Here is a 20262-nt window from a genome sequence, read left to right as displayed (position 1 = left end):
GTCACTGACAGTTGACAAACCAATTCACAAGTCGGTAACTGACACGACACTCACCTATACCCTGAACTGGGCGAACAGTTCGAGGAGGGTTCATGGAGACGGTCGGGACCGTGCGGGCGGCACCGCGGCCGGGCCTGCGGGAACGCAAGAAACGGGCCACCCGGGACGCCCTGCTGCGCGCCGCCCTGGAGCTGTTCGCCACCCGCGGGTACGAGGCCACGACCGTCGACGACATCGCGGCGGCCGTCGACGTCTCGCAGCGCACCTTCTTCCGCTACTTCGCCAGCAAGGAGGAGGCGGCGTTCTTCGTGCCGCGGCTCGCGGAGTCGCACGTCGTCGCGGCCCTGCGGGCGCGCCCGGCCGCCGAGACGCCGCTGGAGGCGCTGCGCCGGGCCGTGCTGGACAGCTGGGACGCCATCGGCGCGGACATCGAGCGGCTCGTGCCGATCGACCTGCACCTGCGCGTCTACCGGGTGATCGAGTCGACGCCCGCGCTGCTCGCCGCCCACCTGCGGCGCGCGGCGGAACTGGAGGAGGAGCTCGCGCGGATCATCGCCGAGCGCGAGGGGCTCGACATCGACCGGGACCCGCGGCCGCGGATCCTGGTGGCCGTCGTCGGCGGGGTGATCCGCGTGACGGAGCGCATCTGGTCGGCGAGCGGCGACCTCAGCATGGAGGCGATGCGGGAGCTGGCCAGGACGTACCTGGACCAGGCGGGTCCGGCACTGGCGGGGAACTGGCGTCCGGGCCCAACCCCGTAACGGCGGCACCGAAACGTGATCCGCGTCACTTGGGTCACCCGAGACCCTCCCGTTCTCCTAGTGTGTCCTTTCAGTGACTTCCTTCGACACCTCCTCGCAATCGACCGTGTGGCGCGCGCTGCTCGCGCTGGCAGTGGTGTTCGTGATGCTGGCGACGACCGGCTGGACCGCCCTGCGCGGCCAGCGCGGCGAGACACCGCTGCACGCCTCGCTCAGCGCCTGGGAACACGGCCGGATCGACGGACGCCCACTCCCCGACGCGCGGTCCGCCCCCGCCCGCCTCGCCCGCTTCTTCGCCTCCCTCACCGAGCAGCAGCGTGCGAGCCTGGCCCGCCGCTACCCGCTCACCGTCGGCAACATGAACGGCGCCCCGGTCGAACTGCGCTACCGCGCCAACCGCGTCGCCCTCGGGCAGGCCCGCGAGGCCGAGCGCGAGCGGATGCGCGACGGCCACCTCACCCCGGCCGGGCAGCAGGCGGCGGGCCGCCGCATGCACCGCTTCGAGGCGCTGATGCACGGCGGCCGCCGCATCCTCGCCTTCGACCCGGACGGCTCCGGCCGGGTCGCCGAGGTGTTCGGCGACCTGCGCGGCGCCGAGCGGATCTCCGTCGTCGTCCCCGGTGTCGACACCGGCCTGCTCACCTTCCAGCGCACCCACCGCAAGTACTCCGCGCCCGTCGGCATGGCCGAGTCCCTGTACGCGGCCGAGCGCACGGCGAGCCCGGCGACCCGTACGGCCGTGATCGCCTGGGCCGACTACACCGCCCCCAGCGGGCTCGGCATGGACGCGGCCACCGCGATGCGCGCCGAGGTCGGCGCCGGACGGCTGGACGCGCTGGTGCGGGCGCTGCCCGGGGACGCGCCCGTGTCGCTGTTCTGCCACAGCTACGGCTCCGTGGTGTGCGGGCTCGCCGCGCACCGGCTGCCGGGCCGGGTGGCGGACATCGCGGTGGCGGGCAGCCCCGGCATGCGCGTCGAGGCGGCCTCCCAGCTGCGCACCTCGGCCCACGTGTGGGCGATGCGGGACGCCGACGACTGGGTGCAGGACGTGCCGTACCTGGAGGTCGGCGGGCTCGGTCACGGGGCGGACCCCGTGTCGGCCGGGTTCGGCGCGCGGGTGCTGTCGGCGCGGGGCGCCGAGGGACACGGCGGCTACTTCGAACCGGGCACGGAGAGCCTCGCCAACTTCGCCGAGATCGGCGTCGGCGCGTACGACGCGGTGGACTGCGCGCGGGACGACGGCGTGTGCCGGGCCGGGCTGTCCGGCGCGGCGGCAGCCGGACGCGCGTAGAGGCAGCAGGAAGTGCGGTATGCGCGGGGAGGGGACGAAAGGGCGCGTGCCGCATACGATGAGCCGCATGGGTGATGTACTGGCCGGATTTCAGGCTGCCTGGGAGTTCGAGTCCGACTCCGTGCTCATCCGCTACGAACGGGGGATTCGCACACCGAAGCTCTTGCAGACGCTGGGGGAACGCCGCGTCCCCCTCCAGGCCCTGGCCCGGGTGACGCTGACGCCCGGCAAGCGCGGCACCGTCGTCCTGCACGCCGAACCCCGGCCCGGGGCCGACCCGTTGATGGAGGCGGCGGCGGGACAGCTCAAGGAGGGCAGCGATCCCTACCGGCTGGTGCTGCCGGCCGAGCGGGAGGTGCTCGCCGAGTACTACGCCGACGAACTGCGCACGCGGCTCACGGAGTCCGGGCCGGCCGAGCGCCACCTGGTGGCCGCGCCCGAGGCGCCCCTGCAGTTCAAGGCGTACGACGGGAAGGCGTCCTTCGACGGGACGGCCGTGTCGTTCCGGTGGTTCTGGACCGGGGCGTCGTCGGCGAAGTGGAAGGCCGGCGACCAGACCTTCCCGGTCGCCGACCTCAACGGGGTGGAGTGGCGCTCCCCCGAACTGTTCGAGGGATACCTGCGGTTGTCGCGGCGCGAGGTGCCCGAGCCGCCCGCGCAGGCCGACCACGACCCGGGGGCCGTGGTGTTCGGGCTGGGGTACGGGCCGGTGCACGAGTCGCTGCCGTTCGCCGCGGCGGTGCTGGCGGCGGTGCGCAGGGCGCAGCCGGTGGCCGCGGTGCCGACCGGGGTGCGGCGCGACCCCGCGGACATCGCCGAGCGGATCCGGCACCTCGGGGAGCTGCACCGGGCCGGCCTGGTGACGGACGAGGAGTTCTCCGTGAAGAAGGCGGAGTTGCTGGCGCAGCTCTGAAGGGTGTCGCAGGAGGCTTGGTTCCGGGCATTTTGCAACACCCTTCAGCGGCCGCGCCCGCCGGGTGCCCTTCGCCGCCGGGTGCGGCGGGTCGCCCGCGCGGTTCCCCGCGCCCCCGCGGGCGCCGCTCCGCCGGCGCCGCTCACTCCCGGCCCGCCGACGTGAACGCCATGTCCGCGTAGCGGTCGCCCGCGACCCGGGCGGCTATGGGCTCCAGCAGGGCGAGCTCCTCCTCGGTCAGGACGATGCCGGTGGCCGCCGTGTTCTCCTCCACCCGGCCCGGCTTACGGGTGCCCGGGATCGGGACCACCGGCAGCCCGTGGACCGCCGCCCGCTGCTGGACCCAGGCCAGGGCGATCTGGCCGGGGGTGGCTCCGTGCCGCCCGGCGACGGTCCGGACCGGGTCCAGCAGGGCCGCGTTGGCCGCCGCGTTGCCGCCGGTGAAGCGGGGCTGCTGACGCCGGAAGTCGTCGGCCGACAGGTCGGTCTCGGCGTTCACGAAGGAGCCGGTGAGGAAGCCGCGGCCGAGCGGCGAGTACGGGACCAGCGCCACTCCCAGCTCCCGGGCCGCCGGCACCACCTTCGCCTCGATGTCCCGGCTGAACAGCGACCACTCCGACTGCACGGCGGCGACCGGATGGACGGCGTGCGCGGCGCGCAGTTCGTCCGCCGTCACCTCGCTCAGCCCCAGGTGCTTCACCTTGCCCTCGCGCACCAGCTCGGCCATCACGCCGACGGTCTCCTCGATCGGCACGTTCACGTCGCGCCGGTGCATGTAATAGAGGTCGATCACGTCGACGCCGAGCCGCCGCAGGCTGGCCTCGACGGCCTGGCGGATGTACGGCGGGTCGTTGCGGATGATCCGCTTCGTCGGCTCGTCCGGCGGGATCGCCAGGGCGAACTTGGTGGCGACGACCACCTCGTCGCGGTGCGCCCGGAAGAACGGCGCGAGGAACCGCTCGTTCTCCCCGGCGCCGTACGCGTCCGCCGTGTCGTACAGCGTGACGCCGAGCTCCAGCGCCCGTTCCAGGGTGGCGCGTGACTCCTTCTCGTCCGCCGGGCCGTAGGCGAAGCTCATGCCCATGCAGCCCAGGCCCTGGATCCCCACCTCGGGGCCGCCGGTGCCGAGCGCCGTCCGCGCGATCCTGCCGTGCGTCATCGGGACCTCTCCGACGCCAGGGCGCGCCCGGCGTCCGCATAGAAGGTGATCTTCCGGTCGAGCACGGCGAGCGTGCCCTGGAGTTCGGCGATCCGCGCCAGGACGTCCTCGCGGGTCGCCTTGAGCAGGTCGAAGCGCTCGCCGTAGGTGTGGTCGCCCTCGCGCACCAGTTCCGCGTACCGGACCATGTCCGCGACCGGCATGCCGGTCAGGCGGAGCTTGCCGACGAGGTCCAGCCAGTCCAGGTCCCGGTTGGTGTAGCGCCGCTGGCCGGTGTGGGACCGGTCGATGTGCGGCATCAGCCCGATGCGCTCGTACCAGCGCAGGGTGTGGGCGCTCAGGCCGGTGAGGGCGGCGACCTCGCTGATCGTGTACTGGTCCTGGCCGTCCGGCCGGCGGTTCCGCGGCCGCGGTCCCGCGCAGCTGTCGGTACGGGTACTCGTCGTGGTCTCGGTCTCCATCACCGTCATGGCCACCACGCTAGGACCTTGGAGTGCGCTCCAAGCAAGCACCGGCGGCGAGAATCCGGCAGGACGCGGCCGGCGACCGGCCCCTCGGTGCGGCCGCGGCGGCGCGCCGCTTAGGCTCACGGTCATGTCCTTGAAGAGCCTCGCACTGATCGAGAACTGGCCGGTTCCCACCGCCGCGGCGGGCGTCGTACGGGCGGACGGCACCGTCCTGGGCACCCACGGTCCGGCCGGGCGGCGCTTCCCGCTGGCCTCGGTCACCAAGCCGCTCGCCGCGTACGCGGTGCTCGTCGCGTACGAGGAGGGCGCGGTCGAACTCGACGAGCCGGCCGGGCCGCGGGGCGCGACCGTACGGCACCTGCTGGCGCACACCTCCGGGCTCGCCTTCGACGAGCACCGGGCGACGGCCGCGCCCGGCGAGCGGCGGCTGTACTCCAACGCCGGGTTCGAGCAGCTCGGCGACCACCTCGCCCGGGCGACCGACATCCCCTTCGGCGAGTACCTGCGGCAGGCCGTGCTGGAGCCGCTGGGGATGACGTCGACGACGCTGGAGGGCTCCCCGGCCAAGGACGGCGTGTCCACGGTGGAGGACCTGCTGCGCTTCGCCGCCGAGGTGCAGGCGCCCCGGCTGCTGGACCCGCGGACCGTCGCCGGGGCGATGACCGTGCAGTACCCCGGCACGAAGGGCGTCCTGCCCGGGTACGGCCACCAGAACCCCAACGACTGGGGGCTCGGCTTCGAGATCCGCGACGGCAAGTCGCCGCACTGGACGGGCGCTTCGTCCTCGCCCCGCACGTTCGGGCATTTCGGGCAGTCCGGTACGTTCCTGTGGATCGACCCGGACGCGGGGGCGGCCTGCGTCGCGCTGACGGACCGGGCGTTCGGCCCGTGGGCGATCGAGGCGTGGCCGGCGTTCACGGAGGCGGTGCTGGCGGAACTCCGCTAGCCCGCCATCTCCCAGATCAGCAGCTCGGCCCGCGTCACCGCCACCGCCTCCAGGCCCCCGGCGTCCGTGACGCGGGCCGCGTCGCCGGGGCCCAACTCCGCGCCGCCCAGGCGGATCCCGCCCCGGACGACGTGGACGTACGCGAACGCCGCGGCCGGCAGGACCGTCCGCTCCCCCGCCGCCGGCCGCCGCACGTGCAGGACCGCGCCCGCCTCCGGCACGGCGTACGGGGTGGCGTCGGCGACGCCGCGGACGACCTCGTAGCCGGGGTCGCCGCCGGGGTCGCGCGGGGTCAGCCACATCTGGAGGAAGGTCAGGGGCGCGGGGCCGTCGTTGCGTTCGACGTGCCGCACGCCCGACGCCGCGCTCAGCCGCTGGAGGTCGCCGGGGCGGACCACCGTCTCGCGGCCCGTGGAGTCGCGGTGGGTCAGCTCGCCCTCGACCACCCAGGTCACGATCTCCGTGTGGCTGTGCGGATGCTCGTCGAAGCCGGCGCCGGGCGCCAGCCGCTCCTCGTTGCAGGCGACGACCGCGCCGAAGCGGAGGTTGTCCGGGTCGTAGTGGGGGCCGAAGGAGAAGGCGTGCCGCGTCTCGATCCCGGCCGCGGGATCACCGCCCTGGTAGCGCTCGCCGGCGCGCCGTACGTCCATCACGAGGTCCACGGTAGACCCGGCGGCACGCACGCCCGTCCGGATAAGGCAGTCTTGTCCCCGTGCCCGAACCCGAAACCAGCATGAACGACACCGCAGCCGTCCTCGCCCACCCGCACGCAGCGACCCTGAAGCGACTGGAGAAGTCGTCCGGATCCCTCGCCGCGCAGGCCATTACGCGGATGGACGAGACGCTGCCCTGGTACCGGGCCATGCCTCCGGAGAACCGTTCCTGGATCGGGCTGGTCGCCCAGGCCGGCATCGCCGCCTTCACCGAGTGGTTCCGGCGCCCCGACGCCCCCCAGGCCATCTCCACCGACGTCTTCGGCACGGCACCGCGCGAGCTGACCCGGGCCATCACCCTGCGGCAGACCGTGGAGATGGTGCGCACCACCATCGAGGTCATGGAGAGCGCGATCGACGAGGTCGCGGCGCCCGGCGACGAGTCGGTGCTGCGCGAGGCGCTGCTCGTGTACGCCCGCGAGATCGCCTTCGCCACCGCCCAGGTGTACGCGCAGGCCGCCGAGGCACGCGGTGCCTGGGACGCGCGGCTGGAGTCGCTGGTGGTGAACGCCGTGCTGAGCGGGGAGGCCGACGAGGGGGCCGTCTCGCGGGCCGCCGCCCTCGGCTGGAACTCCCCCGAGCACGTGTGCGTGGTGCTGGGCACGGCGCCCGACGGGGACTCCGAGCTGACCGTGGAGGCCATCCGGCGGGCCGCCCGGCACGCCAAGCTCCAGGTGCTGACCGGGGTGCTCGGGGACCGGCTGGTGGTCATCGCGGGCGGCAGCGACAACCCGCTGGCCGTCGCCAAGTCGCTGATCGGCCCGTACGCGGCCGGGCCGGTGGTGGCGGGCCCGGTGGTGCCCGACCTGCTGGCCGCGACCCGGTCCGCGCAGGCCGCGGCGGCCGGTCTCAAAGCGTGTTCGGCCTGGCAGGACGCCCCGCGGCCGGTCCTCGCGGACGACCTGCTCCCGGAGCGCGCGATCGCCGGTGACCCGTCGGCCCGCGAGCAGTTGGTGGAGGAGATCTACAGACCGCTGGAGGAGGCCGGGGCCGCGCTGCTGGAGACGCTCAGCGTCTACCTGGAGCAGGCCAGCAGCCTGGAAGGCGCCGCGCGGATGCTGTTCGTTCACCCCAACACCGTGCGCTACCGGCTCCGACGTGTGACTGACGTCACCGGTTGGTCCCCTTCCGATGTACGCTCTGCCTTCACACTGCGAATCGCCCTGATCCTGGGGCGTCTGGCGGACGGCGATCTACAGCTCTAAGGTTTTGTCGGAGCTCCACAAAACCCCTTCCTGTTCTTCGTCCTTGTCCCCACGGGCGGCCGCGGCCGTCCCCAAGAGAGAGTGTGAAGGTGCTCGTACTCGTCGCTCCCGGCCAGGGCGCCCAGACGCCCGGCTTCCTGACTCCCTGGCTCGAACTGCCCGGCGCCGCCGACCGCGTCGCCGCCTGGTCCGATGCCATCGGACTCGATCTCGTCCACTACGGCACGAAGGCCGACGCGGACGCGATCCGGGACACGGCTGTCGCCCAGCCGCTCCTCGTCGCGGCCGGACTGCTGTCCGCCACGGCACTCGGTGACATCTCACCGGGCGCGGTCGCGGGCCACAGCGTCGGTGAGATCACCGCCGCCGCCTTCGCCGGCGTCCTGGACGACGCGGCCGCGCTGGGCCTGGTCCGCAAGCGGGGCCTGGCCATGGCCGAGGCCGCCGCGATCACCGAGACCGGCATGTCGGCGCTCCTCGGCGGCGACCCGGAGGTGACCGTGCCGCACCTGGAGAAGCTCGGCCTGACCCCGGCGAACATCAACGGCGCGGGCCAGATCGTCGCCGCCGGCACCAAGGAGCAGCTGGCCGCGCTGGACGCGGACAAGCCCGAGGGCGTGCGCAAGGTCGTCGCGCTCAAGGTCGCCGGCGCCTTCCACACCCACCACATGGCTCCCGCGGTCGACGCGCTGGCGAAGGCCGCCGAGGCCCTGTCGCCCGCGGACCCCAAGGTCCCGTACGTCTCGAACAAGGACGGCCGGGCCATCGCCTCCGGCGCCGAGGTGCTGGAGCGCCTGGTCGGGCAGGTCGCCAACCCGGTGCGCTGGGACCTGTGCATGGAGACCTTCGAGGAGCTCGGCGCGACCGCGCTGCTGGAGGTCTGCCCGGGCGGCACCCTGACCGGGCTCGCCAAGCGCGCCCTGCCCGGCGTGAAGACGCTGGCCCTCAAGACCCCCGACGACCTCGACGCGGCACGCGAGCTCGTCGCAGAGCACAGCGCCTGACAAGGAGCCGACCGCATGGCGAAGATCAAGCCCGGCAAGGGCGCCCCGTACGCGCGCATCCTCGGTGTGGGCGGCTACCGCCCGACCCGGGTCGTGCCGAACGAGGTGATCCTGGAGACGATCGACTCGTCCGACGAGTGGATCCGTTCGCGCTCCGGCATCGAGACGCGGCACTGGGCGTCGCCCGAGGAGACCGTCGCCGCGATGTCGGTCGAGGCCTCCGGGAAGGCCCTCGCGGACGCCGGGATCGACGCCGAGCAGATCGGTGCCGTGGTCGTCTCGACCGTCTCGCACTTCAGCCAGACGCCGGCCGTCGCGACCCAGATCGCCGACATGCTGGGCACCGACCGGGCCGCCGCCTTCGACATCTCCGCCGGCTGCGCGGGCTTCGGCTACGGCCTGACCCTCGCCAAGGGCATGGTCGTCGAGGGCTCGGCGGAGTACGTCCTCGTCATCGGCGTGGAGCGGCTCAGCGACCTGACCGACCTGGAGGACCGGGCCACGGCCTTCCTGTTCGGCGACGGCGCGGGCGCGGTCGTGGTCGGGCCGTCCCAGGAGCCGGCGATCGGCCCGACCGTCTGGGGCTCCGAGGGCGACAAGTCCGAGACCATCAAGCAGACCGTGCCGTGGACGGACTACCGCGACGGAACGGTCGAGAAGTTCCCTGCGATCACGCAGGAGGGCCAGGCGGTCTTCCGCTGGGCCGTGTTCGAGATGGCGAAGGTCGCCCAGCAGGCGCTGGACGCGGCCGGGATCACCTCGGACGACCTGGACGTCTTCATCCCGCACCAGGCCAACGTGCGGATCATCGACTCGATGGTGAAGACCCTCAAGTTGCCGGAGCACGTCACGGTCGCCCGTGACATCCGCACCACCGGCAACACCTCGGCCGCCTCGATCCCGCTCGCGATGGAGCGGCTCCTGGCGACCGGCGAGGCGAAGAGCGGCGACACCGCGCTCGTCATCGGTTTCGGGGCGGGTCTCGTCTACGCAGCGACTGTCGTTACCCTCCCCTAGGCACTCCGTGCCGGATCCTGCGGTCCGGCACGGGACGCACTGCCCAACCCTCTGGAACACAACGAAGGAGCGCCACCATGGCCGCCACTCAGGAAGAGATCGTCGCCGGTCTCGCGGAGATCGTGAACGAGATCGCCGGCATCCCGGTTGAGGACGTCCAGCTGGACAAGTCCTTCACCGACGACCTGGACGTCGACTCGCTGTCCATGGTCGAGGTCGTCGTCGCCGCCGAAGAGCGCTTCGACGTCAAGATCCCGGACGAGGACGTCAAGAACCTCAAGACCGTCGGCGACGCGACCGACTACATCCTCAAGCACCAGGCCTGAGTCTGCTCGGGCCGGTGACCGGCCCCGCCACCCGGCGGTGGCGCCGCTGATCCTCGTCAACGTTGGAGAAAGAATTCCCGTGAGCTCGACCAATCGCACTGTGGTCGTCACCGGTATCGGCGCAACCACACCGCTGGGTGGCGACGCAGCCTCTACCTGGGAGGGCCTGATCGCCGGACGTTCCGGCGTCAAGCCCCTGGAGCAGGAGTGGGCCGCCGAGCAGGCGGTCCGCATCGCGGCCCCGGTCGCCGTGGAGCCGACCGAGGTCATCCCCCGGCCGCAGGCCCGCCGCCTGGACCGCTCGGCGCAGTTCGCGCTGATCGCGGCCCGGGAGGCCTGGGCCGACGCCGGTTTCGAAGCCAAGGCCGGCGAGGGCGCCGACGTCGACCCGGACCGGCTGGGCGCCGTCATCGCCTCCGGCATCGGCGGCGTGACGACCCTGCTGGACCAGTACGACGTGCTGAAGGAGAAGGGCGTCCGCCGCGTCTCCCCGCACACCGTCCCCATGCTGATGCCGAACGGCCCGTCGGCCAACGTCGGCCTCGCCGTCGGCGCCCGCGCGGGCGTGCACACCCCGGTCTCCGCCTGCGCGTCGGGCGCCGAGGCCATCGGCTACGCCGTCGAGATGATCCGCACCGGCCGCGCCGACATCGTCGTGGCCGGCGGCACGGAGGCGGCGATCCACCCGCTGCCCATCGCCGCGTTCGGCAACATGATGGCGATGTCCAAGAACAACGACGACCCGCAGGGCGCCTCGCGCCCCTACGACGTCGCCCGCGACGGCTTCGTCCTCGGCGAGGGCGCCGGCGTGATCGTCCTGGAGTCCGCCGAGCACGCCGCCCGGCGCGGCGCGCGGGTGTACGCCGAGGCGGTCGGCCAGGGCGTCTCCGCCGACGGCCACGACATCGTGCAGCCGGAGCCGGAGGGGCGCGGCATCGCGCACGCCCTGCAGAACCTGCTGGACAGCACCGACCTGGACCCGGCGGAGATCGTGCACGTCAACGCGCACGCCACGTCGACGCCGGCCGGTGACATCGCCGAGCTGAAGGCGCTGCGGAAGGTCTTCGGTGACGACACCGACCACATCGCGGTGTCCGCGACCAAGTCGATGACCGGTCACCTGCTGGGCGGTGCCGGCGGTGTCGAGTCCGTCGCGACGGTGCTCGCGCTGTACCACCGGGTGGCGCCGCCGACCATCAACGTCGTGAACCTCGACCCGGAGGCCGAGGCCAACGCGGACGTCGTCCGCGACGAGGCGCGCAAGCTGCCCGCCGAGGGGCGGATCGCCGCGCTCAACGACTCGTTCGGGTTCGGCGGGCACAACGTGGTGCTGGCGTTCCGGACGGTCTGACCCCCGAACGCGTGCGGCCCGGACTCCCCGTGGGGGTCCGGGCCGTCGTCGTGCCGGTCGTGTGCCGCGTGCGGGTCGTGCGCGGCTGGTCACGCGGTTCCCCGCGCCCCTGAGGGGCCGCCCCCGAGGGCGTCTCAGACCACTTGGTGCAGCCAGCGGACCGGGGCACCCTCGCCCGCGTAGCGGAAGGGTTCCAGTTCGTCGTCCCAGGGCTTGCCGAGGAGCTTGGAGATCTCGGCCTCCAGGTCGGTCTCGCCCTGCCGGGCGCGGCTCAGGGCGGCGCGCAGGCGGTCCTCGGGGATGAGGATGTCGCCGTGGATGCCGGTGACGGCGTGGAAGATGCCGAGGTCGGGGGTGCAGCTGTAGCGTTCGCCCTCGGCGGTGGCGCAGGGCTCGGCGGTGACCTCGAAGCGCAGCAGGTGCCAGCCGCGCAGCGCGGAGGCCAGCTTGGAGGCGGTGCCCGCCTGGCCCTGCCAGGAGAACTCCGAGCGCCAGGTGCCGGGCGCGGCGGGCTGCCGGATCCAGTCGAGGCTGACGCGCGTGCCGAGCACCCCGGCGACGGCCCACTCGACGTGCGGGCACAGCGCGCGCGGCGCGGAGTGCACGTACAGGACTCCACGTGTCGTCACCGGAACCTCCGGGCAGAGCGGGACATCGGGGAAACGGGGCGGAACGGCCGCGGCCGGGCGGACCACGTTGATGGCGAGGCTACCGTGCGGCGGCGCAAGGAGTGTGACGTACCGTCGGTCCCGGTGCCGGGAAACGTCCGCCATTCACCCGGGGGGACGCTTGTACGGGTGTGAGCCGCCGCACCTCGCCGGGCGGGAACCTCCGTGCGTTGTTATGACTGGGAGAAGCGCACGCCACGGCGAAGGGATGGAGCAGGGATGCGGAAGCGAAGCCACCGCGCGCGGGCCGTGCTCGCGGTCCTGACCGCGGCCGTCCTCGGTACCGCCGGATGCGACGCCGTCGGCGGCGACTCCTCCGCGCCGCCCGGCGCGGGCGCGGGCAAGGGCTCGCCGAAGCCCGTGCCGGTGTGGGACACCACTCCCACGTCGGTCGCGGCCGTCGGCGACTCCATCACCACCGGGTTCGACGCCTGTGCGGTGCTGGTGGACTGCCCGTCGGTGTCCTGGGCGACCGGCAGCAGCGAGCGGGTCGACAGTCTGGCCGTACGGCTGCTCGGGAAGGCGGGGGCCGCCGAGCGGAGCTGGAACCACGCCGTGCGCGGGGCGCGGATGGCGGACCTGCCCGGGCAGATGGCCCGGGCCGTGCGCCACCGGCCGCAGCTGGTGACGGTGCTGGTCGGGGCGAACGACGCGTGCCGGGACACCACGGCGCAGATGACCCCGGTCGCCGACTTCCGGGCCGACTTCGAGGAGGCGATGCGCACACTCCGTGAAGCACTGCCCAAGACCCAGGTGTTCGTGGCCAGTGTGCCGAACCTGAAGCGGCTGTGGTCCGAGGGCCGGACCAACCCGCTGGGCAAGCAGGTGTGGAAGCTGGGCATCTGCCCCTCGATGCTGGGCGACGCGGACGCCATGGACGCGGCGGCGACGCTGCGGCGCGACACCGTGCAGAAGCGGGTGGAGGACTACAACACGGTGCTGCGGGAGGTGTGCGCCGGGGACGACCGGTGCCGCTCCGACGGCGGCGCGGTCTACGACTACCGCTTCGGCACCGGCCAGTTGAGCCGGTGGGACTGGTTCCACCCGAGCGTGGACGGGCAGGCCCGGCTGGCGGAGATCGCCTACCGCGCGGTCACGGCGAAGAAGGCCTGACCTAGAGTGCCGCACATGAGCGAAGTCTTCGGCACGCTGTCCGGCGGCACCCCGGTCCACCGCTGGACACTGGAGCGGGCGGGTGTACGGGTGCGGATCCTGTCGTACGGCGGGATCGTGCAGTCGGTCGAGGTACCGGACCGGTGGGGGGAGCGCACCGGGAGCGTGGTGCTGGGGTTCGCCGGCCTCGACGGCTACCTCGCCCATCCGGACCCCTACCTCGGCGCCCTGATCGGGCGGTACGCCAACCGGATCGCCGGCGGCCGCTTCCCGCTGGACGGGCGCACCTACGCGCTCGCCCCGAACGAGGGGGCCAACGTGCTGCACGGCGGGGCGCGCGGCTTCGACAAGCGGGTGTGGGACGTGGTCCCGGTCGAGCACGGGGTGCGCCTGACCCGGGTCAGCCCGCACGGCGAGGAGGGCTTCCCGGGCCGGCTGGAGGTCGCGGTGACCTACACCCTCGACGAGGCGGGCGCGCTGCGCATCGCGTACGAGGCGGTCACGGACGCGCCGACGGTGGTGAACCTCACCAGCCACGCGTACTGGAACCTGGCCGGGGCCGGTGCGGGGAGCGCGGGCGGGCACGAGCTGCGGGTCGCCGCCTCCCGGTACACCCCCGTCGACGCGGACCTCATCCCGACCGGCGCGCTGGAGGACGTCTCCGGCACGCGCTTCGACTTCCGCCGGCCCCGCAAGGCCGGTTCCGGGTACGACCACAACTTCGTGCTCGACGAGGGGGTGACGGACGCTCCGCGGGAGGTCGCCGAGCTGTACGACCCGGCGTCCGGGCGGGTGCTGACGGTGGCGACCACCGAGCCGGGCCTGCAGGTCTACACCGGGGACCACCTGGGCGCGCCCTTCGCCCCGGGCGACGGCATCGCGCTGGAGACCCAGCACTTCCCGGACGCGCCGAACCGGCCGGAGTTCCCGAGCACGGTGCTGCGGCCGGGCGAGGTGTTCCGGTCGGAGACGGTGTACGGGTTCTCGGTGCGCTGAGACCGGCACGGCGCCGGTCTTCCGGGGCGCCGGCTTTCCCGTGCGCCGGTTTCCTGTTCGCCGGAAACGGGTGAGCCCCGGCCCGGTGTCAGGTGCCGGGCCGGGGCTGCTCAGGGGGAGCGGGTCCCGTCTCAGACGGTAACCGTCGCGGTGATCCGGCGGTCCGCGATCGAGCGGCCCGCCTGGATCTCGTACGAACCCTTCACAAACGACCACGAGGCGGTCGTCTCGTCCCAGATCTCGAAGGCGCGGCGGGGCAGCTCGACGGTGACCTCGACGCTCTCGCCGGGCGCGGCCTCGGCCCCGGCGAAGCCGGCCAGCAGGCGGGCCGGGCGGGCGGGGTCGGGCTCGGCCGGCGCCAGGTAGAGCTGGACGACCTCGCGCCCGGCCCGCTCGCCCGTGTTGCGGACCCGGACGGTCGCGGTGGTCCCGGTGACCTCCAGGGACTCGTAGGTCCATTCGGTGTACCCGAGGCCGTGGCCGAACGGGTACGACGGGGTGCGGCCCGCCTTCTCCCAGGCGCGGTAGCCGATGAACACGCCCTCGGAGTAGTGCAGTTCGCCGTCCTCGGGGACCACTCGGGTGACCGGGGCGTCCGCCAGGGAGCCCCAGGTGGTGGGCAGGCGGCCGCCGGGCTCGTGGGTACCGGTGAGGACGTCCGCCAGGGCGGCGCCGCCCTCCTGGCCGGGGAACCAGGTCAGCAGGACGGCGGCGACGTCCTCGCGCCAGGGCAGCTCCACCGGGGAGCCGGCGTTGACCACCACGACGGTGTTCGGGTTGGCGGCGGCGACGGCCCGGACCAGGTCGTCCTGGCGGCCGGGGAGACACAGGTCGGTGCGGTCGAAGCCCTCCGACTCCACGCGGTCGGTGGTGGCGACGACCACCACGGCGGTGTCGGCGCCGCGGGCGGCCTCGACGGCCTCGGCGATCAGCTCGTCGGGGTCGCGCTCGGGCGCGGCGTGGGCGAGGGCGAAGGTGACGACCTTCATGGGCATGTCGGCGGGGAGGGCGACGACGTGGGTGAGGGAGACCTCGACCGGTTCGCCCGCGGTGAGCTCGACCCGGGCGCGGGGCTCGGGGGCGCCGAAGAACGCCGCGAAGGGGTCGTCCTCGGCGGGGCGCTGGACGTCGTCGAAGTACGTGGTGCCGCCGACGGTGAGGGTGAAGGCGCCCATGCCCTTGACGCCGAAGGTGTGCGCGCCGCTCTCGCGCGGGACGAAGGTGCCCGTGAGCTCGACGGTGCGGAGCGTCTCGTGGGTGACGCCCTCGGGCAGGTCGGAGCCCATCCACTGGACGAGGCCGCCCGGGGCCGAGCGGGTGCCGATCACGTTCCCGTCGGCGTCGCGGCAGACGGCGCGCAGCGCGAAGCCGGGGCCGGCGACGGCCAGTTCGGTGGCGGGGTCGGCGCCGACGGCGTAGGTGAGGGTGCCCTCGGGGAGGGCGGCGGTGAGGCCGTCGAGCGGGGAGACGGTGCGCGCGGGGAAGACGGTGGCGGAGCCGCCGCCGAGGACGCGGGCGTCGCGGGCGGCGGCGCCGATCAGCGCCACCCGGCCGGGCTTCAGCGGGAGGGCGCCGCGGTTGCGCACCAGGACGAAGGAGCGGCGGGCGATCTCGCGGGCCACGGCCGCGCCGTCGACCTCGGCCGGGAGGTCGGTCACGGCGGGCGGCGCGTCCTTGAGGACGCCGACGCGGGCGGCGAGCCGCAGCACGCGGCGGACCGCCGCGTCGACCTTCGCCTCCGCGACCCGCCCGTCCCGGACGGCCCGGGCGAGGGCCTCGCCGTACACGGTCCGCGGGCCGGGCATGGCGACGTCGAGGCCGCCGTCGAGGGCACCGGCGGTGGAGCGGGCCGCCATCCAGTCGGAGACGTTGAAGCCGTCGAAGCCCCACTCGCCGCGCAGCACCTCCTCGACCAGGTGGTGGTGCTCGGTCATGGTCGTGCCGTTGACCGCGTTGTAGGCGGTCATGACGCCCCAGGGGCGGGCGCTTTCGACGATGGCCTCGAAGGGGGCCAGGTACAGCTCGCGCAGGGCGCGCTCCGGGACCCGGTTGTCGACGGTGAAGCGGTCGGTCTCGGCGTCGTTGGCGACGAAGTGCTTGACGGTGGTGCCGACGCCGCCGGACTGGACGCCCTGGACGTACCCGCTGCCGATCCGCCCGGTGAGGTGGGGGTCCTCGCTGTACGCCTCGAAGTGGCGGCCGCCGAGCGGGGAGCGGTGCAGGTTGACGGTGGGGGCGAGCAGGACGTGGACGCCCTTGCGGCGGGCCTCCTGGGCGAGCAGCACCCCGGCCCGGCGGGCCAGGCCGGGGTCCCAGGTGGCGGCGAGCGCGGTCGGTGAGGGCAGCGCGACGGACGGGTCGTCGGCGCTCCAGCGCACCCCGCGCACGCCGATCGGGCCGTCGGACATCACCAGCGACTCCAGCCCGATCTCCGGGAGCGCGGGCAGCGTCCACATGTCCTGGCCGGACAGCAGCCGTGCCTTGGCGTCCAGGTCGAGGGTGCGCAGCGCCGCCTCGACCACCGCCTCGCGGGCCTCGTCCCGCGCTGCTTCCTCTGTCTGCGTCACGTCGGCACCTCCACGTCGACAGCCGGTGAACGTCTCCATCGTGCACCGGCCACCTGTGACGCGGTAGGTTTCGTTATGCTGACGTAACAATCGAGTGCCCCGGATGTCGTACGGTGACGCCATGACGATCAGGGCCAGAAGCGAGGAGCGGCGCGCGGAGATCGTGCGGGCCGCCCTGGAGGTGATCGCCGAGCGCGGTTACCGGGCGGCGAGCCTGGCCGCGGTCGCGGAGCGGGTGGGGCTCACCCAGCAGGGGCTGCTGCACCACTTCCCGACGAAGGAGGCGCTGCTCGTCGCGGTGCTGGAGGAGCGGGACCGCTGGGACGCGATCCCCGGCGGCCGGCTGCGGCTGGACCTGCTCGCCTCGCTGGTGGAGTACAACGCGATGCGGCCCGGCATCGTCCAGACCTTCTCGGCGCTGCTCGGGGAGAGCGTCACGGAGGAGCATCCGGCGCGCGCCTACTTCACCGAGCGGTACGGCTCGGTGCGCGCCGCCCTGGCGGAGGTGCTGCGCGCCGAGTACGGCGACCGCCTGCCGGGCGGCCTCACCCCCGAGCGGGCCGCGCCCCTGGTCGTCGCGGTCCTCGACGGCCTGCAGTACCAGTGGCTGCTGGACCCGGAGGCGGTGGACATGGCGGCCGCGTTCCGCGACTTCCTGACGCTGCTCGGCGAACCGGCCGGCAAGGCCCCTTAGGACGCCCCGGAGCAGGAGGGGCCGGGGCAGGAGGGGCCGGGGCACGGAGGCGGGGTCGTCCGGAGTGACGCACGCGGTTCCGCTCTGACGGGGGTCAGGGGGAAGAACGCGGTGCGGGGGCCGGCCGCCGACCTCGGCCGTCGCGGCCTTCTGGCCGCCCTGCGGGAGGCGGCGGGGACGATCCCTGAGCGACGCGCCGTGGCGCGGGCCTCTTCCGTCACGTGATACTGCGGCACGTGCCGCACGTCCCCGACGGAAGGACCCGAACTCCCGTGAGTGTCATACGCGTTGGAACCGGAGTGCTCGGGCTGGCGCTGGTGGCGTCGCTCGCCGTCCCGGCGACGGCCGGTGCCGCCGCCGTGGTCCCCTCCCCCACCGTCGAGGAGCAGCGCCTCGACCGGCCCGTGCCGCAGGAGATCCTGCGCCGCTCCGGATTCGACACCGTGGCCCCGGAGTTCGCCCGGGCGCTGGCCGCGGCGCGCTCGTACGCCGAGGCCCGCCGGGTCGTCGTCCGCGCGGGGTCCGCGCTGTGGCGGCGGGCCGTCGACCGGGCGCAGGGGCGGGGCCCGGCGGGCGGCGAGCTGAGCCGGGACGACGACCGGCCGCTGTACTGGGCACGGCTCGGGATGACGCGTGAAGTACGCACCTTCGAGCCGGGGTTCGGCCTGGACGACGCGCAACGGGGCAGGCTGCTGGCCGCGTTGGAGCGCGCCTCGCGCGGCCAGGACACGATCCGGTTCCCGCGCGGCAAGGGCCTGAAGCGGATCCTGGTCACCGGGTTCGACCCGTTCACCCTGGACCGGGACATCCGGATCTCCAACCCGTCCGGCGCCACCGCGCTCGCCCTGGACGGCACGGTGATCGAGACGGCCGACGGCCCGGCGCGCATCGAGACCGCCGTGTTCCCGGTGCGCTGGCAGGACTTCACGGACGCGACGGTGGAGCGGACGCTGCGGCCGCACCTGCCGGAGGCGGACCTGTTCGCGACCGTCAGCCAGGGGCGGGTCGGCCGGTTCGACGTCGAGCGGACCAACGGGGCGTGGCGGGGCGGCTTCCCGGACAACGACAACGCCTCCCGTACCGGGACGGTCCCGGTCGAGGACCCGCGCACGCAGCCGCAGTGGACGACGACCACCCTGCCGTACCGGGAGATCACGGCGGCGGACACCGGCCGCTTCCCCGTGTACGACAACACGGGCGTGACCGAGGTCCCGGCGGGCGGCACCGAGCCGGTGGTCCGGCCGGACGGGCCGAGTCCGGGCTCGACGGCGCGGGCCGGGGGCGGCGGGGACTACCTGTCCAACGAGATCGCCTACCGGGCGACCCTGCTGCGGGACCGCCTCGGGCTGGGCGGCACACTGCCGGGCGGGCACGTGCACACCCCGGTGCTCCAGTTCGGCGCCGGGAACACCACCGAGGTCACCGACGAGGAGTTCGTGCGCAACCGGCGGGACATCGTCGCGCAGGTGCGGGCGATCGTCGCGGTGGCCGCCGGGGCCAGGGGCTGTCGTTCGGATCACGCCGCGGACGCGGGGCCCGGCACGCTCACCGGCGCTGACGACACACAGTCGATTCCCCGCGACCTGGTCCGAACGACAGCCCCTAGTGGGACGGAGCGAACGCGAGGCTGACGCCGAGGCCAGCCAGGGCGGCGCCGATGACCTTGTTGAGGACCTTCTGGCCGCGCAGCATCAGCGTCCGCATCCGGTCCTGCGAGAAGAACACGGCGACGGCGGCGAACCACAGCAGGTGGGCCAGCGACATGAACAGGCCGTAGCCCACCTGCTGCGGGACGGGCGTGCCGGGGCCGACGACCTGGGCGAAGGTCGAGACGACGAACAGGGTCGTCTTCGGGTTGAGGACGTTGGTCAGGAAGCCGGTGCGCAGCGCCGCGAAGGGGGTCAGGCCCGTGCCGCCCTCCAGGTCGACCGTCACCTCGCCGCGGGTGCGGAAGGTGCGGACACCGATGTACACGAGGTAGGCGGCGCCGACCAGCTTGATGACGGTGAACAGGAACGCCGACGACGCGATCAGCAGGCCGACGCCGAGCATCGTGTACGTCACGTGCACGAGGACGCCGGCGGCGACCCCGAGCGCGCCGAGCACGCCGGTGCGGCGGCCGTAGAGGTAGCTGTTGCGCACCACCATGGCGAAGTCGGCGCCGGGGGCGACGACGGCCAGGACGGTGATGACGGCGACGGCGAGGACCTCGGTCACCGGGTGACGCCCTTCCGCTCGCGGTCCTCGTCGTCCTCCTCGGCGGTCCGCTCGCCGAGCAGGTCGCGCGCCATGAGGGTGGCGCCGGCGACCGCGCCCGGCATCAGGAACACCGCGACGAACGGGACCAGGAACGCCAGGGCGAGCGGCGTGCCGAAGCCCCAGACGAGGGTCCTGCGGGCGCGCAGCAGGGCGAGGCGGTCGCGCAGCACGACGCCGCGGCGCTGGAGGGCGACGGAGGTGAGCTCCTCGGTGAGGAAGAAGCCGGTGACGAAGAAGCCGATCACCGGGACGGCCGTCTGGCCCACGACCGGCAGGAACCCGCAGGCGAACAGCAGCACGCCCCAGACGGCGGCCCGCAGGACGATCCGGAGGCCGTCGCGGGCGGAGATCCACAGGTCCCGCCAGAGCGGCAGGCCCGACTCGGGGGCGGTGCCGTCCGGGGAGACGTCCCGGTCGACCTTCTCGGAGAGGTTCTCGTAGAAGGGCTGGCCGACGAGCAGGGTGACCGCGGTGAACGTCACGACGGACAGCAGCAGGGCGAGGGCGAACAGCACGGCGGTGAGGAACCCGCGGAACAGGCCCGCCCAGGGGCTGGACCAGTCGTCGGCGAACGGGGTCGCCCAGGCGACGGCGTCCTCGCCCCACACCGCCAGCGCGACGAGCACCGCCCCGTAGAGGACGAGGGTGATCAGGCCGGGCAGCAGCCCGAAGCCGTACTGCCTGCCGTGCTGGGCCACCCACCGCTGGCCCTTCAGCAGATACCGGAATCCCACCCCAAGATCGCGCATGGGGGCACTTTATCGGGGGGTGCCGCGCCGGTCACCGGTGCGGCCGGATCCCCGCGCGCACCG

At 73.7% G+C, this 20262-nt stretch carries 20 protein-coding genes; 13 read left to right on the top strand and 7 right to left on the bottom strand.

All coding sequences use genetic code 11. The features are described from left to right. Positions 1-92: 92 nt before the first annotated feature. The 3 genes from ACIF8T_RS02710 (at position 93) to ACIF8T_RS02700 (ending at position 2965) form a co-directional block, all read left to right on the top strand. Positions 93-761 carry a TetR family transcriptional regulator gene (locus ACIF8T_RS02710; RefSeq protein ID WP_400030389.1) on the top strand — a complete coding sequence of 223 codons (669 nt, stop codon included), beginning with the start codon at positions 93-95 and terminating at the stop codon, positions 759-761. A 73-nt stretch (positions 762-834) separates the two neighbouring features. After that, on the top strand, positions 835-2052 hold the full coding sequence (locus ACIF8T_RS02705) for an alpha/beta hydrolase (protein WP_400030387.1): 1218 nt from the start codon (positions 835-837) through the stop codon (positions 2050-2052). Positions 2053-2119: 67 nt separating this feature from the next. Continuing rightward, positions 2120-2965 (top strand): DUF4429 domain-containing protein, encoded by an 846-nt coding sequence (locus ACIF8T_RS02700; RefSeq protein ID WP_400030385.1) that lies wholly within the window; start codon positions 2120-2122, stop codon positions 2963-2965. A 142-nt stretch (positions 2966-3107) separates the two neighbouring features. On the opposite strand, the gene ACIF8T_RS02695 is transcribed toward ACIF8T_RS02700, so the two are convergent. Together ACIF8T_RS02695 and ACIF8T_RS02690 are read right to left on the bottom strand one after the other, a co-directional pair. Further along, positions 3108-4124 carry an aldo/keto reductase gene (locus ACIF8T_RS02695; protein ID WP_400030383.1) on the bottom strand — a complete coding sequence of 339 codons (1017 nt, stop codon included), beginning with the start codon at positions 4122-4124 and terminating at the stop codon, positions 3108-3110. Continuing rightward, positions 4121-4594, bottom strand: a complete 474-nt coding sequence (locus ACIF8T_RS02690) for a MerR family transcriptional regulator (RefSeq protein WP_400030381.1) — start codon at positions 4592-4594, stop codon at positions 4121-4123. Before ACIF8T_RS02690 ends, ACIF8T_RS02695 begins: the two co-directional genes overlap by 4 nt. 124 nt (positions 4595-4718) lie before the next feature. Between ACIF8T_RS02690 and ACIF8T_RS02685 the strand changes: the two genes are divergently transcribed. Continuing rightward, complete coding sequence (locus ACIF8T_RS02685; protein ID WP_400030379.1) at positions 4719-5537, top strand: serine hydrolase domain-containing protein; 819 nt, start codon at positions 4719-4721, stop codon at positions 5535-5537. On the opposite strand, the gene ACIF8T_RS02680 is transcribed toward ACIF8T_RS02685, so the two are convergent. After that, positions 5534-6187, bottom strand: a complete 654-nt coding sequence (locus ACIF8T_RS02680) for a pirin family protein (RefSeq protein WP_400031467.1) — start codon at positions 6185-6187, stop codon at positions 5534-5536. The genes ACIF8T_RS02685 and ACIF8T_RS02680 overlap by 4 nt on opposite strands. Before the next feature lie 62 nt (positions 6188-6249). On the opposite strand from ACIF8T_RS02680, the gene fasR reads away from it, so the two are divergent. The 5 genes from fasR to ACIF8T_RS02655 all read left to right on the top strand — a co-directional run bounded on the left by fasR (position 6250) and on the right by ACIF8T_RS02655 (position 11153). Continuing rightward, a complete protein-coding gene (fasR, locus tag ACIF8T_RS02675) occupies positions 6250-7455 on the top strand; it encodes a fatty acid biosynthesis transcriptional regulator FasR (RefSeq protein WP_400030378.1) in 1206 nt (401 codons plus the stop codon). Positions 7456-7544: 89 nt separating this feature from the next. Further along, a complete protein-coding gene (locus ACIF8T_RS02670; protein ID WP_400030376.1) occupies positions 7545-8459 on the top strand; it encodes an ACP S-malonyltransferase in 915 nt (304 codons plus the stop codon). Positions 8460-8474: 15 nt separating this feature from the next. Beyond that, positions 8475-9476, top strand: a complete 1002-nt coding sequence (locus ACIF8T_RS02665; protein ID WP_400030374.1) for a ketoacyl-ACP synthase III — start codon at positions 8475-8477, stop codon at positions 9474-9476. A 77-nt stretch (positions 9477-9553) separates the two neighbouring features. Further along, positions 9554-9802: an acyl carrier protein gene (locus ACIF8T_RS02660; protein ID WP_030341284.1), complete on the top strand. Its 249-nt coding sequence runs from the start codon at positions 9554-9556 to the stop codon at positions 9800-9802. A gap of 79 nt (positions 9803-9881) precedes the next feature. After that, the gene (locus ACIF8T_RS02655; protein WP_400030372.1) at positions 9882-11153 is read left to right on the top strand and encodes a beta-ketoacyl-[acyl-carrier-protein] synthase family protein; all 1272 of its coding nucleotides are present in this window, start codon (positions 9882-9884) and stop codon (positions 11151-11153) included. Between the two features lie 134 nt (positions 11154-11287). On the opposite strand, the gene ACIF8T_RS02650 is transcribed toward ACIF8T_RS02655, so the two are convergent. Further along, on the bottom strand, positions 11288-11782 hold the full coding sequence (locus tag ACIF8T_RS02650) for a DUF3145 domain-containing protein (RefSeq protein WP_400030370.1): 495 nt from the start codon (positions 11780-11782) through the stop codon (positions 11288-11290). Between the two features lie 258 nt (positions 11783-12040). On the opposite strand from ACIF8T_RS02650, the gene ACIF8T_RS02645 reads away from it, so the two are divergent. Then, the gene (locus tag ACIF8T_RS02645) at positions 12041-12934 is read left to right on the top strand and encodes an SGNH/GDSL hydrolase family protein (RefSeq protein WP_400030368.1); all 894 of its coding nucleotides are present in this window, start codon (positions 12041-12043) and stop codon (positions 12932-12934) included. Positions 12935-12949: 15 nt separating this feature from the next. Next, positions 12950-13930, top strand: coding sequence for an aldose epimerase family protein (locus tag ACIF8T_RS02640; protein ID WP_400030366.1), 981 nt, complete (start codon positions 12950-12952; stop codon positions 13928-13930). A gap of 131 nt (positions 13931-14061) precedes the next feature. Here ACIF8T_RS02640 and ACIF8T_RS02635 read toward each other — a convergent pair whose 3' ends face one another. Further along, a complete protein-coding gene (locus ACIF8T_RS02635; RefSeq protein ID WP_400030364.1) occupies positions 14062-16536 on the bottom strand; it encodes a glycoside hydrolase family 3 protein in 2475 nt (824 codons plus the stop codon). 64 nt (positions 16537-16600) lie between these two features. On the opposite strand from ACIF8T_RS02635, the gene ACIF8T_RS02630 reads away from it, so the two are divergent. Next, positions 16601-17191, top strand: coding sequence for a TetR/AcrR family transcriptional regulator (locus ACIF8T_RS02630; protein WP_400030362.1), 591 nt, complete (start codon positions 16601-16603; stop codon positions 17189-17191). A 272-nt stretch (positions 17192-17463) separates the two neighbouring features. Further along, on the top strand, positions 17464-18822 hold the full coding sequence (locus tag ACIF8T_RS02625) for a pyroglutamyl peptidase (RefSeq protein WP_400030360.1): 1359 nt from the start codon (positions 17464-17466) through the stop codon (positions 18820-18822). Here ACIF8T_RS02625 and ACIF8T_RS02620 read toward each other — a convergent pair. Next, complete coding sequence (locus ACIF8T_RS02620; RefSeq protein ID WP_400030358.1) at positions 18794-19408, bottom strand: LysE family transporter; 615 nt, start codon at positions 19406-19408, stop codon at positions 18794-18796. The genes ACIF8T_RS02625 and ACIF8T_RS02620 overlap by 29 nt on opposite strands. Further along, positions 19405-20199, bottom strand: coding sequence for an EI24 domain-containing protein (locus tag ACIF8T_RS02615; protein ID WP_400030356.1), 795 nt, complete (start codon positions 20197-20199; stop codon positions 19405-19407). The genes ACIF8T_RS02620 and ACIF8T_RS02615 overlap by 4 nt, the downstream gene beginning before the upstream one ends. Positions 20200-20262: the final 63 nt, after the last annotated feature.

It is taken from the genome of Streptomyces sp. NPDC085946 (assembly GCF_044540485.1).
In the GTDB taxonomy this organism is placed as follows: domain Bacteria; phylum Actinomycetota; class Actinomycetes; order Streptomycetales; family Streptomycetaceae; genus Streptomyces.
The sequence above is the reverse complement of the archived record's forward strand: the minus strand, read 5'-3'. Positions and strand labels throughout refer to the sequence as shown.

What these genes read in the sequence shown, in the direction of transcription:
- ACIF8T_RS02710 (WP_400030389.1), top strand. Translation starts at nt 93, where the DNA reads ATGGAGACGGTCGGGACCGTGCGGGCGGCACCGCGGCCGGGCCTGCGG.
- ACIF8T_RS02700 (WP_400030385.1), top strand. Translation starts at nt 2,120, where the DNA reads ATGGGTGATGTACTGGCCGGATTTCAGGCTGCCTGGGAGTTCGAGTCC.
- ACIF8T_RS02695 (WP_400030383.1), bottom strand. Translation starts at nt 4,124, where the DNA reads ATGACGCACGGCAGGATCGCGCGGACGGCGCTCGGCACCGGCGGCCCC.
- ACIF8T_RS02630 (WP_400030362.1), top strand. Translation starts at nt 16,601, where the DNA reads ATGTCGTACGGTGACGCCATGACGATCAGGGCCAGAAGCGAGGAGCGG.
- ACIF8T_RS02660 (WP_030341284.1), top strand. Translation starts at nt 9,554, where the DNA reads ATGGCCGCCACTCAGGAAGAGATCGTCGCCGGTCTCGCGGAGATCGTG.
- ACIF8T_RS02685 (WP_400030379.1), top strand. Translation starts at nt 4,719, where the DNA reads ATGTCCTTGAAGAGCCTCGCACTGATCGAGAACTGGCCGGTTCCCACC.
- ACIF8T_RS02665 (WP_400030374.1), top strand. Translation starts at nt 8,475, where the DNA reads ATGGCGAAGATCAAGCCCGGCAAGGGCGCCCCGTACGCGCGCATCCTC.
- ACIF8T_RS02640 (WP_400030366.1), top strand. Translation starts at nt 12,950, where the DNA reads ATGAGCGAAGTCTTCGGCACGCTGTCCGGCGGCACCCCGGTCCACCGC.
- ACIF8T_RS02635 (WP_400030364.1), bottom strand. Translation starts at nt 16,536, where the DNA reads ATGGAGACGTTCACCGGCTGTCGACGTGGAGGTGCCGACGTGACGCAG.
- ACIF8T_RS02680 (WP_400031467.1), bottom strand. Translation starts at nt 6,187, where the DNA reads ATGGACGTACGGCGCGCCGGCGAGCGCTACCAGGGCGGTGATCCCGCG.
- ACIF8T_RS02645 (WP_400030368.1), top strand. Translation starts at nt 12,041, where the DNA reads ATGCGGAAGCGAAGCCACCGCGCGCGGGCCGTGCTCGCGGTCCTGACC.
- ACIF8T_RS02615 (WP_400030356.1), bottom strand. Translation starts at nt 20,199, where the DNA reads ATGCGCGATCTTGGGGTGGGATTCCGGTATCTGCTGAAGGGCCAGCGG.
- ACIF8T_RS02690 (WP_400030381.1), bottom strand. Translation starts at nt 4,594, where the DNA reads ATGACGGTGATGGAGACCGAGACCACGACGAGTACCCGTACCGACAGC.